The organism is Buttiauxella sp. A111 (assembly GCF_014189855.1).
GTDB classification, from domain to species: domain Bacteria; phylum Pseudomonadota; class Gammaproteobacteria; order Enterobacterales; family Enterobacteriaceae; genus Buttiauxella; species Buttiauxella selenatireducens.
The window spans coordinates 446,226-460,768 of record NZ_BJFN01000002.1 but is presented as its reverse complement, the minus strand read 5'-3'; the positions used below and the strand labels follow the sequence as shown (position 1 = coordinate 460,768).

Here is a 14,543-nt window from a genome sequence, read left to right as displayed (position 1 = left end):
TCATCAAGCCAGACCGGTTACATCCCCCTAACAAGTTCCACCTAACGAGAAACACTATCATGACGGATAAATTGACCTCCCTGCGTCAGCTAACCACAGTTGTTGCGGACACCGGGGATATTGCGGCAATGAAGCTGTATCAACCGCAAGATGCTACCACCAACCCATCTCTGATTCTGAATGCTGCGCAAATTCCTGAATACCGCAAACTGATTGATGATGCGGTTGCCTGGGCGCGTGAGCAGAGCAGCTCTCATGCACAGCAAGTTGTGGATGCAACTGACAAGCTGGCGGTGAATATTGGTCTGGAAATCCTGAAACTGATCCCGGGTCGCATTTCTACTGAAGTTGATGCGCGTCTGTCCTATGACACCGATGCCAGCATCGCTAAAGCAAAACGCCTGATCAAAATGTACAACGATGCGGGTATCAGCAATGACCGTATCCTGATCAAACTGGCTTCTACCTGGCAGGGCATCCGTGCTGCTGAGCAGCTGGAAAAAGAAGGTATTAACTGCAACCTGACTCTGCTGTTCTCCTTCGCTCAGGCTCGTGCATGTGCAGAAGCAGGCGTGTTCCTGATTTCTCCATTCGTAGGCCGTATTCTGGACTGGTACAAAGCGAATACTGATAAGAAAGAGTACGCACCGGCAGAAGATCCAGGTGTAGTTTCTGTTTCTGAAATCTACCAGTACTACAAAGAACACGGTTACGAAACCGTTGTTATGGGCGCAAGCTTCCGTAACCTGGGTGAGATTATCGAACTGGCTGGTTGTGACCGCCTGACCATCGCTCCTGCTCTGCTCAAAGAGCTGGCTGAAAGCGAAGGTGCGGTTGAGCGTAAACTGGCTTACACCGGCGAAGTTAAAGCACGTCCAGAGCGTATGACAGAATCCGAGTTCCTGTGGAGCCACAACCAGGATCCGATGGCTGTTGATAAACTGGCTGACGGCATCCGTAAGTTTGCTATCGACCAGGAAAAACTGGAAAAAATGATCGGCGACCTGCTGTAATCATTCGAGTGGCCGGAGCATTCCGGCCACGCTTTTTAGTGTTTCACCCTGTCTGCAACGCACTTCGCCGTGTATCATTCCGTTAAAGTTTTGACTCTCCGGGAATGATATGAATACCTTACGCATTGGCTTAGTTTCCATCTCTGACCGCGCTTCAAGCGGTGTCTATCAAGATAAAGGCATTCCGGCCCTTGTTGACTGGCTGGAAAAAACCTTAACGACTCCTTTTCAAATCGAAACCCGCTTAATCCCTGATGAACAGCCGCTTATTGAACAAGCGCTGTGTGAGTTGGTGGATGAGATGGCGTGTCATTTGGTGTTAACCACGGGTGGCACTGGCCCCGCTCGTCGTGATGTGACACCTGATGCGACACTTGCCATCGCTGACCGTGTGATGCCTGGTTTCGGCGAGCAGATGCGCCAGATCAGCCTGCAGTTTGTGCCGACAGCGATTCTTTCGCGGCAAGTTGGCGTTATCCGTAAGCAGGCGTTGATCCTGAATTTACCAGGCCAGCCGAAATCGATTCAAGAAACGCTCGAGGGCGTCAAAGATGCTGATGGCAACGTTGTCGTGCCGGGAATATTCGCAAGTGTACCGTATTGTATACAGCTTCTGGATGGTCCTTATATCGAGACTGAGAGCAAGGTAGTAGCAGCTTTTCGTCCTAAAAGCGCAATCCGTGAAATAAAGCTCTAAAAATAGGTTGTTTGTGACATAAGATGTAGTGGCTCTGGCATGTCGAGTGGGGATCGTTATAGTAAGTTTTGCTTTACAGCAAAATGGAAACTAAAAACCACACTCATTTTCATGCGCAGGTTCTTATGTCACAACAATTACATTCAACACAACGCACAAGACCTCTGAATCGTCAGGATTACAAAACCCTGACTCTTGCCGCCCTCGGTGGCGCACTCGAATTCTACGACTTCATCATCTTTGTTTTCTTTGCCACCGTGGTAGGGGCTCTCTTTTTCCCTGCGGATATTCCTGAATGGCTTCGCCAGCTACAAACCTTCGGTATTTTTGCCGCCGGTTATCTGGCGCGCCCTTTGGGCGGCATTATCATGGCCCACTTTGGTGATTTGGTTGGTCGTAAAAAAATGTTCACCCTGAGCATTTTGCTGATGGCGTTGCCAACTTTGGCGATTGGGATGTTGCCAACCTACGAAACTCTCGGTATCGCCGCGCCGGTATTACTGCTTCTGATGCGTGTGCTTCAGGGAGCGGCAATCGGGGGTGAAGTGCCGGGTGCCTGGGTATTTGTTGCCGAGCATGTCCCTTATAAACGAATCGGGATCGCCTGCGGTACGTTAACGGCAGGGCTAACGGCCGGGATCTTGCTGGGTTCTGTTGTCGCGACCATTACTAATACCTCGATGACGCAGCAGGCCATTCACGATGGCGGCTGGCGTATTCCCTTCTTCCTTGGCGGTATTTTTGGACTGGTGGCGATGTATCTGCGCCGCTGGTTGCAAGAGACTCCAATCTTTATTGAGATGCAGCAACGCAAAACCCTGGCGGAAGAGTTGCCGTTGAAATCGGTCATCGTGAACCATAAAAAAGCCGTGGTGGTTTCGATGCTGTTGACCTGGTTGCTGTCCGCAGGGATTGTGGTCGTCATATTAATGGCGCCAACCTGGCTACAAAAACAATTGGGTATCGCGCCAGCATTGACGCTTCAGGCGAACAGTATTGCGATTGTCATGCTGTGTATCGGTTGTATCATGGCGGGGCTGATTATCGACCGTATTGGTGCCAGCAAAACCTTTATTATCGGGAGTTTGTTACTGGCGGTATGCAGCTGGATGTTCTATCACCTGACTGCCAGCCATCCTGAGTATCTGTTCTTTTTATATGGCCTGGTCGGTTTAAGTGTCGGAGTGGTAGGCGCTGTGCCGTTTGTGATGGTCAGAGCATTCCCGGCAGAAGTGCGATTTAGCGGGATCTCGTTCTCTTATAATATGTCGTATGCGATTTTCGGTGGACTGACACCTATCTTCGTCACCATGCTATCGGCAGTATCACCAATGGCTCCCGCCTGGTATGTGCTGGCACTGTCGATGGTTGGCCTGGCGCTGGGGATTTGGCTGCGAAATGATTTAACGCATGAAGATAAAGTGGTTCAAAGGCCGCTACAGCACTCATAAAAAAACGCGGAGCCTGGCTCCGCGTTTTTGTTTTCACACCACAGCTATGCGGGAATCAGTGTTTTTCACCAATTGGCAATACAGTGCGGCCAAACTGCTCGTTGAGCACTTCGCCCATCGCCAGGTAAATGGCAGATGCGCCACAAACCAGACCCACCCAACCAGCAATGTGAATGATGCTTTCGCTATCAGCAAAGTGTCCGATAGAAAGCAGAGCGAACAGAACGGTCAGGCTTGCAAACACGAACTGCAGCATGCGGGAAGCAACCAGTGTTCCAAAGAACATGAACAGGGTGAAAACGCCCCATAGACCAAGGTATGCACCCATGAAATGTGCGTTTGCAGCGTCTGCAAGGCCCATCTTAGGCATGATCAAAATGGCGACCAGAGTCAGCCAGAAAGAGCCATAAGAAGTGAATGCTGTCAGGCCGAAAGTATTACCTTTCTTAAATTCCAACAGGCCAGCAAAAATTTGTGCGATACCACCGTAAAAAATACCCATTGCAAGAATGTTGACATCAAAAGGGAAGATGCCGGTGTTATGCAAGTTAAGCAGGATGGTCGTCATACCGAAGCCCATCAAGCCCAGGGGAGCTGGATTAGCCAACTTAGTGTTGCCCATAGTTCCTCTAAAATTCGTCTGAAAATGGATATATGTAAGCGCCTCGTAGCCGCGAAAGGGCTGCGGGGCGCGGCATCATAATCAGGTGAAGGTCCAGAGTCCATGATCTAAACAGGTGTGAAGATGAAAATTTTTTTTACCTTGCCCCTTGATGGAGAGTTTAGTGACCCCATCTTGTATGCAACCGCAGTTGATGGACCTGAAAAAAAGCACGTTTGGGCAGTTGAAAGACTCTTGTTTGCCCGCATAACAGGTTCACGACCATATGACGACAAATTTTAAGTGGAGACGTTTAGATGGGTAAAATTATTGGCATCGACCTGGGTACTACCAACTCTTGTGTAGCGATTATGGATGGTACTACTGCTCGCGTTCTGGAAAACGCCGAGGGTGACCGCACCACTCCTTCTATCATTGCATACACCCAGGATGGTGAGATTCTGGTTGGTCAGCCGGCTAAACGTCAGGCAGTGACTAACCCGCAGAACACTCTGTTCGCGATCAAACGCCTGATTGGCCGCCGCTTCCAGGACGAAGAAGTCCAGCGCGATGAAGCTATCATGCCGTACAAAATCATCGGCGCTGATAACGGCGACGCATGGATTGATGTAAAAGGCCAGAAAATGGCACCTCCGCAGATCTCTGCTGAAGTGCTGAAGAAAATGAAGAAAACCGCTGAAGATTATCTGGGTGAGCCAGTAACTGAAGCTGTTATCACCGTTCCTGCATACTTCAACGATGCACAGCGTCAGGCAACTAAAGATGCTGGCCGTATCGCAGGTCTGGAAGTAAAACGTATCATCAACGAACCAACCGCAGCGGCTCTGGCCTACGGTCTGGATAAAGAAGTTGGCAACCGTACTATCGCGGTTTACGACTTGGGTGGTGGTACTTTCGATATCTCTATTATCGAAATTGATGAAGTTGATGGCGAGAAAACCTTCGAAGTTCTGGCAACCAATGGTGATACCCACCTGGGTGGTGAAGACTTCGATAGCCGTCTGATCAACTACTTAGTGGAAGAGTTCAAGAAAGATCAAGGTATCGATCTGCGTAACGATCCACTGGCTATGCAGCGTCTGAAAGAAGCTGCTGAAAAAGCGAAAATTGAGCTGTCTTCTGCTCAACAGACCGACGTGAACCTGCCGTACATCACAGCAGACGCGACCGGTCCAAAACACATGAACATCAAAGTGACTCGCGCGAAACTGGAATCCCTGGTCGAAGACCTGGTAAACCGTTCTATCGAGCCGCTGAAAGTTGCACTGCAAGATGCTGGCCTGTCTGTTTCCGATATCCAGGACGTTATCCTGGTTGGTGGTCAGACTCGTATGCCAATGGTGCAGAAAAAAGTGACCGAGTTCTTCGGTAAAGAACCACGTAAAGACGTGAACCCGGACGAAGCTGTTGCAATCGGTGCTGCTGTTCAGGGTGGTGTGCTTGCTGGTGATGTAACTGACGTACTGCTGCTGGACGTTACCCCGCTGTCTCTGGGTATCGAAACCATGGGCGGTGTGATGACTTCACTGATTAACAAAAACACCACTATCCCGACTAAACACAGCCAGGTGTTCTCCACAGCTGAAGATAACCAGTCTGCGGTGACCATCCATGTGATTCAGGGTGAACGTAAACGTGCTTCTGATAACAAATCTTTGGGTCAGTTCAACCTGGATGGCATCAGCCCAGCACCACGCGGCATGCCGCAAATCGAAGTGACCTTCGATATCGATGCTGACGGCATTCTGCACGTTTCCGCGAAAGACAAAAACAGCGGTAAAGAGCAGAAAATCACCATCAAGGCTTCTTCTGGTCTGAACGAAGAAGAAATCCAAAAAATGGTGCGTGATGCAGAAGCTAACGCAGAAGCTGACCGTAAGTTTGAAGAACTGGTTCAGACCCGTAACCAGGGTGACCACTTGCTGCATAGCACTCGTAAGCAAGTTGAAGAAGCCGGTGACAAACTGCCAGCTGATGACAAAACTGCAATCGAGTCTGCATTGAGCGCGCTGGAAACTTCTCTGAAAGGCGAAGACAAAGCTGACATCGAAGCGAAAATGCAGGCACTGGCGCAAGTTTCTCAGAAACTGATGGAACTGGCTCAGGCACAGCACGCTGAACAGCAAGCAGGCAACGCGACAGATGCTGGCAACTCTGCTAGCAAAGACGACGATGTTGTTGATGCTGAGTTCGAAGAAGTTAAAGACAAAAAATAATCGCCCTTTGAGCGGTTTGTAACTGGCACGGGCGTCGAGGTTTTCCTCTACGCCCGTGCACGCATGTTAGGGGCAGACAAAAAAGATGGCGAAGAGAGACTATTACGAGGTTTTAGGCGTTCCGAAAAACGCGGAAGAGCGTGAAATCAAGAAAGCCTATAAACGCCTGGCAATGAAGTTCCACCCGGATCGTAATCAGGGTGACAAAGAGTCTGAGGCGAAGTTTAAAGAAATTAAAGAAGCCTACGAAATCCTTACCGACGAGCAAAAACGTGCAGCCTACGACCAGTATGGTCATGCTGCGTTTGAGCAAGGCGGTATGGGCGGTGGCGGTCACGGTGGATTTGGTGGTGGCGGCCAGGACTTTGGCGATATTTTTGGCGACGTATTCGGCGACATCTTCGGTGGTGGCCGTCGTCAACGTGCTTCCCGTGGTGCCGATTTACGCTACAACATGGACTTAACGCTGGAAGAAGCGGTTCGTGGCGTCACCAAAGAGATCCGCATCCCAACGCTTGAAGAGTGTGGCGTTTGCCATGGTAGCGGCGCGAAAGCGGGCTCCAAGCCGCAGACTTGCCCGACGTGTCATGGGCAAGGTCAGGTGCAAATGCGCCAGGGCTTCTTCACGGTGCAGCAAAGCTGTCCACACTGTCAGGGTCGCGGTTCGATTATTAAAGATCCGTGCAATACTTGTCATGGACATGGTCGCGTAGAAAAAACAAAAACACTGTCGGTGAAAATCCCGGCAGGCGTTGATACCGGTGACCGCATTCGTCTTGCAGGTGAAGGGGAAGCGGGTGAACACGGTGCACCATCAGGTGATTTGTACGTTCAGGTGCAGGTTAAACAACACCCAATCTTTGAGCGTGAAGGCAATAACCTGTATTGCGAAGTGCCAATTAACTTTGCAATGGCTGCCCTGGGTGGCGAGATTGAAGTGCCAACACTGGATGGTCGTGTAAACCTTAAAGTTCCAGGCGAAACGCAAACGGGCAAATTGTTCAGAATGCGTGGCAAAGGGGTGAAATCCGTACGTGGCGGGGCTCAGGGTGACCTGCTATGCCGCGTTGTGGTGGAAACACCTGTCAGTCTGAACGAAAAGCAGAAGCAGTTACTGCGCGATCTGGCTGAAAGTTTTGGTGGGCCAAGTGGTGAGAAGAATAGTCCGCGTTCAAAGAGCTTCTTTGATGGCGTGAAGAAATTCTTTGATGATTTAACCCGCTAAACACCATTCTCCTTTGTGCAGTTAAAAGCCTGAATCGAATATCTTTGGTTCAGGCTTTTTTATGCTTCCGATTTTGATTAGCGTGACGAATAGTATGTTTCGTTTATTCCGATCTATTCATGCAATATAATCTGCTTTTATCGATGTGTCATAACCATTACTCTAACAACCTATTAGCGGCTTAACTGTTTTTGCTGCTTGTTTGGGAGATGAAGGGATGATCAAAACATTACAGCGATTTTTTCATAGCGAGGCCGCAAGCGGCATCTTGCTGATCATTGCTGCCTCAATGGCCATGATATTTGCCAACCTTGACGCGACCAGTGCTTTTTATCACGCGTTTTTAGAAACGCCGGTTGAGGTACGCATTGGCGCGCTGGATATCAGTAAAAACCTATTGTTATGGGTTAACGATGCGCTGATGGCCATCTTCTTCCTGATGGTTGGTCTGGAAGTAAAACGCGAAATGGTTAGCGGCTCGCTTGCCAGCATGCGTCAGGCGTCGTTCCCGGTGATTGCCGCGTTGGGTGGCATGGTGATCCCTGCGGCAATTTATCTGCTGTTCAACTTCCAGGACCCGGTTACTCGTGAGGGATGGGCGATTCCGGCGGCAACGGATATTGCTTTTGCGCTGGGTATTCTGGCACTACTGGGAAATCGTGTACCGGTTGCACTCAAAGTGTTCCTGATGGCGTTGGCAATTATTGATGACTTGGGCGCGATTGTTATCATTGCTCTGTTCTACACCAACGATCTTTCCGTGCTTTCGTTGGCCGTTGCCGCAGGTGCCATTGCTGTCCTGGCATTGCTGAATATCTGCAACGTTCGCCGTACCGGTTTGTATATCCTGGTCGGTGTGGTGTTGTGGACCGCAGTGCTGAAATCCGGTGTCCATGCAACGCTTGCAGGGGTCATCATCGGTTTCCTGATCCCGCTTAAAGAAGAGAAGGGGCATTCACCGGCGAAAGAGTTGGAGCACGTGCTTCATCCTTGGGTCGCGTTCTTGATTCTGCCTTTGTTCGCTTTCGCCAATGCGGGCGTCTCTTTGGATGGTGTCACGTTTGCGGGCTTAACCTCATTGTTACCGATGGGGATTATGGCGGGTCTGTTCATCGGCAAGCCGCTAGGCATTAGCTTGTTCTGTTGGGCAGCGCTGAAGCTGAAGTTGGCGACATTGCCGGAAGGCACCACCTGCAAAGAAATTATGGCGGTGGGCGTGCTGTGTGGGATTGGCTTTACTATGTCGATTTTCATCGCATCACTGGCCTTTGATGGGGCGGACCCAGCACTGGTTACCTGGGCAAAACTGGGTATCTTATTGGGGTCACTGCTTTCGGCGGTGGTGGGTTACTGCATGTTGAGAAGCCGTTTCAGCTCGCAGTTACAGCATCATTAATTGTCGCACTAACGGCTCCTTTTGGGGCCGTTAGTGAATGGATTATTTATCAGGGAGCGAATATGTCACACATAAATTACAATCACCTCTACTACTTCTGGCATGTCTGCAAAGAAGGTTCCGTGGTCGGTGCCGCTGAAGCGCTATATTTAACGCCACAAACTATCACCGGCCAGATCAAAGCATTAGAAGAGCGTCTGCAAGGTAAACTATTTAAGCGCAAAGGGCGCGGCCTCGAGCCTTCTGAGCTGGGCCAACTCGTTTTCCGTTATGCGGATCGCATGTTTACGTTAAGCCAGGAAATGCTGGATATCGTGAACTATCGCAAAGAGTCCAGTCTATTGTTTGACGTCGGGATTGCGGATGCGTTGTCAAAACGCCTGGTCAGTGGCGTGCTTGATGCGGCGGTCGTTGAAGATGAACAAATTCACCTGCGCTGTTTTGAGTCGACCCATGAAATGCTGCTGGAGCAATTAAGCCAGCACAAGCTGGATATGATCATCTCTGATTGCCCGATTGATTCAACTCAGCAAGAAGGGCTGTTCTCGGTGAAAATCGGCGAGTGTGGTATTAGCTTCTGGAGCCAGAATCCGGTGCCTGATTTGCCTTTCCCTGCATGCCTTGAAACCCGACGTTTATTGATCCCTGGCCGCCGCTCGATGCTAGGGCGTAAGATCCTCAACTGGATCAACACTCAGGGATTAAACGTTGAAATTCTCGGGGAGTTTGATGATGCCGCACTGATGAAAGCCTTTGGTGCCGCACACAATGCAATTTTCGTCGCACCGACGCTGTACGGACAGGATATCTACAATGATGAGAACATTGTTGAGATTGGGCGCATTGAGAATGTAATGGAAGAGTATCACGCGATCTTTGCGGAGCGAATGATTCAGCATCCGGCAGTACAGCGCGTATGTAACCGGGATTATTCTGCGCTGTTCAAAGATACCCGTCATTCTTGATGCATAGGGTATAGCAGCCTGAATTTTAGATATAAAAAAACCGGCATAAGCCGGTTTTTTTCAAGCTAACAACAGAAAGGCGATTAAGCCAGTTTGTTGATTTGCGCTACAAGGTTAGCCTTATGACGCGCAGCTTTGTTTTTGTGGATCAGACCTTTGCTAGCCTGACGATCCACGATTGGTTGCATTTCGTTAAATGCTTTCTGTGCAGCAGCTTTGTCGCCAGTTTCAATCGCTGCGTATACTTTCTTGATGAAAGTACGCATCATAGAGCGACGGCTTGCGTTGTGCTTACGAGCCTTTTCAGACTGTACAGCACGTTTCTTAGCTGATTTGATATTAGCCAAGGTCCAACTCCCAAATATGATCTATGTAGACAATTCAAAGGCCGAGGAATATGCCCTCTTAGCCTTCTTTTGTCAATGGATTTGTGCAAATAAGCGCCGCTAAACTTACGACACCTCTTACGTTGTGATGGCGCGGATTCTACCAGCATCGGGCTTGCGAATACAGCCTTTAGCTAACAAAATTCGTTCAAAAGCGCGTCTTCGCACTGAAACACCCCCTCAGCATAATGAAATCCTTACGGCTTTATATCAAAGGGGGCAATCGCCGGTTAACCTTCACCGCGGTAATTGATATAATCCGCCGATTTCCACTGTTTTGAGCCAGCCATGAAGCTGATACGCGGCATACATAATTTACGCCAGAACCACCACGGGTGTGTCCTCACCATTGGTAATTTCGATGGCGTTCATCGAGGCCACAAGTCCCTGTTAAAAGGGCTGTGTGCGGAAGGGCGTGCGCGCAATCTGCCGGTGATGGTCATGATCTTTGAACCGCAACCGCTTGAATTGTTCGCGGGCGATAAAGCTCCGGCGCGCCTGACACGACTGCGCGAAAAGCTTCGTTATCTGGCCGAATGTGGTGTGGACTACGTGCTATGCGTACGGTTCGATCGTCGCTTTGCGGCGTTCACTGCACAAAACTTCGTCAGCGATCTGTTGGTTAACCGCCTCGGGGTAAAATTTCTCGCGGTGGGGGATGATTTCCGCTTTGGCGCTGGTCGCCAGGGGGATTTCTTGTTATTACAGAAGGCTGGCTTGGAATATGGCTTTGACGTCACCAGCACGCAAACTTTCTGCGAGGGTGGTGTGCGCATTAGCAGTACAGCGGTGCGTCAGGCTCTGGCCGAAGACGACTTAGCTTTGGCCGAGAGTTTGCTCGGTCACCCGTTTAGCATCTCCGGGCGAGTTGTCCACGGCGATGAGCTAGGAAGAACCATTGGTTTCCCAACGGCGAATTTACCGCTTCGTCGTCAGGTATCCCCGGTAAAAGGGGTGTTTGCGGTAGAAGTCGCAGGCCTTGGCGATACACTGCTGCCAGGTGTAGCCAACATTGGTACACGCCCAACGGTGGCGGGCTTGCGTCAACAGTTAGAAGTCCATTTGCTGGACGTTGCAATGGACTTATATGGGCGCCATATTGATGTGGTGCTGCGTAAAAAAATACGTAATGAACAACGGTTTGCTTCGCTTGATGAACTGAAAGCGCAAATCGCCAAAGATGTGGTAACCGCCCGCGAATTTTTCGGGTCTAATACCTGAGCAAGCTAACTACGGAACTGAGAATCTAATGAGTGACTTTAAATCTACCCTGAATTTACCGGAAACAGGGTTCCCGATGCGTGGCGATCTCGCTAAACGTGAACCGGGCATGCTGGCTCGCTGGAATGATGATGACCTGTACGGCATCATCCGTAATGCAAAGAAAGGCAAAAAATCCTTCATTTTGCATGATGGCCCTCCATACGCGAACGGCAACATTCATATTGGTCACTCAGTAAACAAGATTCTGAAAGACATTATCGTGAAGTCCAAAGGACTGAGCGGTTTTGATTCCCCGTATGTGCCAGGTTGGGACTGCCACGGTCTGCCTATCGAGCTGAAAGTTGAGCAGCTTATTGGTAAGCCAGGCGAGAAAGTGTCTGCGGCGGAATTCCGTGCAGCCTGTCGTAAATACGCGGCAGAACAAGTTGATGGTCAACGTGCTGACTTCATCCGTCTGGGTGTGTTGGGCGACTGGTCACGTCCGTACCTGACGATGGATTTCAAAACCGAAGCGAACATCATCCGTGCGCTCGGCAAAATCGTGGGTAATGGCCACCTGCATAAAGGGGCTAAACCTGTTCACTGGTGCGTCGACTGCCGTTCAGCGCTGGCTGAAGCGGAAGTTGAGTACTACGACAAAACTTCGCCGTCCATCTTTGTTAACTTCCATGCTGTTGATGCCGACGCGGTAAAAGCTAAGTTTGGCGCAACGCAAGTTAATGGCCCGGTATCTCTGGTTATCTGGACCACCACTCCGTGGACTCTGCCTGCTAACCGCGCTGTTTCTTTGAATGCAGAATTCGAATACGTGCTGGTACAGGTTGATGGCCAGGCGCTGATCGTGGCAAAAGATTTGCTCGAAAGCGTAATGAAAAGCGCAGGTATCGGCGAATGGCAAGTTCTGGGCACCGTGAAAGGTGCAGAACTGGACCTGATGCGTTTCAAACACCCGTTCTTAGATTTCGACGTTCCAGCGATTCTGGGTGAGCACGTTACGCTGGAAGCCGGTACGGGTGCAGTTCATACAGCACCTGGCCACGGCCCGGACGACTACGTCATTGGCCAGAAATACGGCCTGGAAGTGGCTAACCCGGTTGGCCCGGATGGCTGCTATCTGCCAGGCACTTATGAAGGACTGGACGGTGTTCAGGTCTTCAAAGCGAACGACCTGGTGGTCAACATCCTGCGTGATAAAGGCGTTCTGCTGCACGTTGAAAAACTGCTGCACAGCTACCCGCATTGCTGGCGTCACAAAACGCCGATTATCTTCCGTGCAACGCCTCAGTGGTTTGTGAGCATGGATCAGAAAGGCCTGCGCGAGCAGTCTCTGAAAGAGATCAAAGGCGTGCAGTGGATCCCTGACTGGGGCCAGGCGCGTATCGAATCGATGGTCGCTAACCGTCCGGACTGGTGTATCTCTCGTCAGCGTACCTGGGGCGTGCCAATGTCTCTGTTCGTTCACAAAGACACTGAAGAGCTGCACCCGCGCACGTTGGAACTGATGGAAGAAGTCGCTAAACGCGTGGAGCAAGACGGCATCCAGGCGTGGTGGGATCTCGACCCACGCGACATCATGGGCGACGATGCTGACAACTACACCAAAGTGCCAGACACCCTGGACGTGTGGTTCGACTCCGGTTCTACGCACTCCTCTGTTGTTGATGTGCGCCCTGAATTCAATGGCCACGCGGCAGACATGTATCTGGAAGGTTCAGATCAGCACCGCGGCTGGTTCATGTCTTCACTGATGATTTCGACTGCGATGAAAGGCAAAGCGCCTTACCGCCAGGTACTGACTCACGGTTTCACCGTTGATGGTCAGGGCCGCAAAATGTCCAAATCCATCGGTAACACCGTTTCTCCGCAAGATGTGATGAACAAACTGGGCGCGGATATTCTGCGTCTGTGGGTGGCATCTACGGATTACACCGGCGAAATGGCCGTTTCTGACGAAATCCTGAAACGCGCTGCTGACGCTTATCGTCGTATCCGTAACACCGCACGCTTCCTGCTGGCGAACCTGAACGGCTTCAATCCAGAAACCGATATGGTGAAACCAGAAGAGATGGTGAAACTGGATCGCTGGGCAGTGGGTTGTGCGCAAGAAGCGCAGGCCGATATCCTTGCGGCTTACGAAAACTACGATTTCCACGAAGTGGTGCAACGCCTGATGCGTTTCTGCTCCATCGAAATGGGCTCGTTCTATCTCGACATCATTAAAGATCGCCAGTACACCGCGAAGTCCGACAGTGTTGCACGTCGTAGCTGCCAGACTGCTCTGTTCCACATTGCAGAGGCGCTGGTTCGCTGGATGGCACCGATCATGTCCTTCACCGCTGACGAAATCTGGGCTTACCTGCCTGGTAACCGTGAGAAATACGTCTTCACCGGCGAATGGTACGAGGGTCTGTTCGGTTTGGCTGATAGCGAAACGATGAACAATGATTACTGGGACACGCTGTTAACCGTGCGTGGCGAAGTGAACAAAGTTATCGAACAAGCGCGTGCTGACAAGCGTGTGGGCGGTTCTCTGGAAGCAGCAGTCACCCTGTATGCCGACAACGACCTGGCCGCGAAGCTCAACAGTCTCGGCGATGAATTACGATTTGTCCTGTTGACCTCTGGTGCTGAAGTTGCCGATTATGCGCAGGCAACTGAAGACGCTCAGCCAAGCGAAATCCTCAAAGGTTTGAAAGTGGCTCTGCGTAAAGCCGATGGTGAGAAGTGCCCGCGCTGCTGGCATTACACCACTGACGTCGGTCAGGTAGCGGAACACGCAGAAATCTGTGGCCGCTGTGTCACCAACGTAGCCGGTGACGGCGAAAAGCGTAAGTTTGCCTGATGAGTAAATCGATTTGTTCGACTGGTTTGCGTTGGCTGTGGCTGGTGGTCGTGGTTCTTATCGTCGACCTGGGCAGCAAATACCTGATCCTCCAGCATTTCATGCTGGGGGACACAGTATCGCTGTTCCCGTCGCTGAACCTGCATTACGCCCGTAACTATGGTGCTGCGTTTAGTTTCCTTGCGGATAAAGGCGGATGGCAGCGCTGGTTCTTTGCAGGAATCGCCATTGGTATTTGCGTGATTCTGGCGGTGCTGATGTATCGTTCCAAAGCAACGCAGAAGCTGCATAACATCGCCTATGCTTTAATTATTGGCGGTGCACTTGGCAACCTGTTTGATCGCTTGTGGCACGGTTTTGTGGTCGACATGATCGATTTTTATGTCGGCGATTGGCACTTCGCAACGTTTAATTTGGCCGATACGGCAATCTGTATCGGTGCGGCGCTGATTGTTTTGGAGGGGTTCTTTGTCTCCTCCGACAAGCCCGCAAAGCAAAAAGGGTAA

At 50.7% G+C, this 14,543-nt stretch carries 12 protein-coding genes; 10 read left to right on the top strand and 2 right to left on the bottom strand.

What is annotated here, in order from left to right:
- The first annotated feature begins 59 nt into the window (after positions 1 to 59).
- The 3 genes from tal to BSPA111_RS08145 all read left to right on the top strand — a co-directional run bounded on the left by tal (position 60) and on the right by BSPA111_RS08145 (position 3,161).
- Positions 60 to 1,013, top strand: a complete 954-nt coding sequence (gene tal / locus BSPA111_RS08155; RefSeq protein ID WP_183270667.1) for a transaldolase — start codon at positions 60 to 62, stop codon at positions 1,011 to 1,013.
- A gap of 109 nt (positions 1,014 to 1,122) precedes the next feature.
- Entirely contained in the window at positions 1,123 to 1,710 is a 588-nt protein-coding gene (gene mog, locus BSPA111_RS08150) for a molybdopterin adenylyltransferase (RefSeq protein ID WP_183270666.1), read from the top strand.
- Positions 1,711 to 1,835: 125 nt separating this feature from the next.
- Positions 1,836 to 3,161 (top strand): MFS transporter, encoded by a 1,326-nt coding sequence (locus tag BSPA111_RS08145; protein WP_255459250.1) that lies wholly within the window; start codon positions 1,836 to 1,838, stop codon positions 3,159 to 3,161.
- A gap of 55 nt (positions 3,162 to 3,216) precedes the next feature.
- Here the strand turns inward: BSPA111_RS08145 and satP are convergent, their stop codons facing one another.
- Positions 3,217 to 3,783, bottom strand: coding sequence for an acetate uptake transporter (gene satP / locus BSPA111_RS08140; RefSeq protein ID WP_183270664.1), 567 nt, complete (start codon positions 3,781 to 3,783; stop codon positions 3,217 to 3,219).
- A 296-nt stretch (positions 3,784 to 4,079) separates the two neighbouring features.
- On the opposite strand from satP, the gene dnaK reads away from it, so the two are divergent.
- The 4 genes from dnaK (at position 4,080) to nhaR (ending at position 9,585) form a co-directional block, all read left to right on the top strand.
- Positions 4,080 to 5,999, top strand: a complete 1,920-nt coding sequence (dnaK, locus tag BSPA111_RS08135) for a molecular chaperone DnaK (protein WP_183270663.1) — start codon at positions 4,080 to 4,082, stop codon at positions 5,997 to 5,999.
- Positions 6,000 to 6,084: 85 nt separating this feature from the next.
- Positions 6,085 to 7,224, top strand: coding sequence for a molecular chaperone DnaJ (dnaJ, locus tag BSPA111_RS08130; protein ID WP_183270662.1), 1,140 nt, complete (start codon positions 6,085 to 6,087; stop codon positions 7,222 to 7,224).
- Positions 7,225 to 7,444: 220 nt separating this feature from the next.
- Entirely contained in the window at positions 7,445 to 8,620 is a 1,176-nt protein-coding gene (nhaA, locus tag BSPA111_RS08125; RefSeq protein ID WP_183270876.1) for a Na+/H+ antiporter NhaA, read from the top strand.
- A gap of 62 nt (positions 8,621 to 8,682) precedes the next feature.
- Entirely contained in the window at positions 8,683 to 9,585 is a 903-nt protein-coding gene (gene nhaR, locus BSPA111_RS08120) for a transcriptional activator NhaR (protein WP_183270661.1), read from the top strand.
- 83 nt (positions 9,586 to 9,668) lie between these two features.
- Here nhaR and rpsT read toward each other — a convergent pair whose 3' ends face one another.
- Complete coding sequence (gene rpsT / locus BSPA111_RS08115) at positions 9,669 to 9,932, bottom strand: 30S ribosomal protein S20 (RefSeq protein WP_034459390.1); 264 nt, start codon at positions 9,930 to 9,932, stop codon at positions 9,669 to 9,671.
- A 327-nt stretch (positions 9,933 to 10,259) separates the two neighbouring features.
- Between rpsT and ribF the strand changes: the two genes are divergently transcribed.
- From ribF to lspA, 3 genes are read left to right on the top strand one after another with little or no spacing between them, the layout of a single operon-like run.
- Entirely contained in the window at positions 10,260 to 11,192 is a 933-nt protein-coding gene (gene ribF, locus BSPA111_RS08110; protein ID WP_183270660.1) for a bifunctional riboflavin kinase/FAD synthetase, read from the top strand.
- Positions 11,193 to 11,220: 28 nt separating this feature from the next.
- On the top strand, positions 11,221 to 14,037 hold the full coding sequence (ileS, locus tag BSPA111_RS08105; protein WP_183270659.1) for an isoleucine--tRNA ligase: 2,817 nt from the start codon (positions 11,221 to 11,223) through the stop codon (positions 14,035 to 14,037).
- The gene (gene lspA / locus BSPA111_RS08100; RefSeq protein WP_183270658.1) at positions 14,037 to 14,543 is read left to right on the top strand and encodes a signal peptidase II; all 507 of its coding nucleotides are present in this window, start codon (positions 14,037 to 14,039) and stop codon (positions 14,541 to 14,543) included. The genes ileS and lspA overlap by 1 nt, the downstream gene beginning before the upstream one ends.

Excerpts from the sequence above, each read along its gene's own strand:
- tal (WP_183270667.1), top strand. The coding sequence starts at position 60 with ATGACGGATAAATTGACCTCCCTGCGTCAGCTAACCACAGTTGTTGCG.
- mog (WP_183270666.1), top strand. The coding sequence starts at position 1,123 with ATGAATACCTTACGCATTGGCTTAGTTTCCATCTCTGACCGCGCTTCA.
- BSPA111_RS08145 (WP_255459250.1), top strand. The coding sequence starts at position 1,836 with ATGTCACAACAATTACATTCAACACAACGCACAAGACCTCTGAATCGT.
- satP (WP_183270664.1), bottom strand. The coding sequence starts at position 3,783 with ATGGGCAACACTAAGTTGGCTAATCCAGCTCCCCTGGGCTTGATGGGC.
- dnaK (WP_183270663.1), top strand. The coding sequence starts at position 4,080 with ATGGGTAAAATTATTGGCATCGACCTGGGTACTACCAACTCTTGTGTA.
- dnaJ (WP_183270662.1), top strand. The coding sequence starts at position 6,085 with ATGGCGAAGAGAGACTATTACGAGGTTTTAGGCGTTCCGAAAAACGCG.
- nhaR (WP_183270661.1), top strand. The coding sequence starts at position 8,683 with ATGTCACACATAAATTACAATCACCTCTACTACTTCTGGCATGTCTGC.
- ribF (WP_183270660.1), top strand. The coding sequence starts at position 10,260 with ATGAAGCTGATACGCGGCATACATAATTTACGCCAGAACCACCACGGG.
- ileS (WP_183270659.1), top strand. The coding sequence starts at position 11,221 with ATGAGTGACTTTAAATCTACCCTGAATTTACCGGAAACAGGGTTCCCG.
- lspA (WP_183270658.1), top strand. The coding sequence starts at position 14,037 with ATGAGTAAATCGATTTGTTCGACTGGTTTGCGTTGGCTGTGGCTGGTG.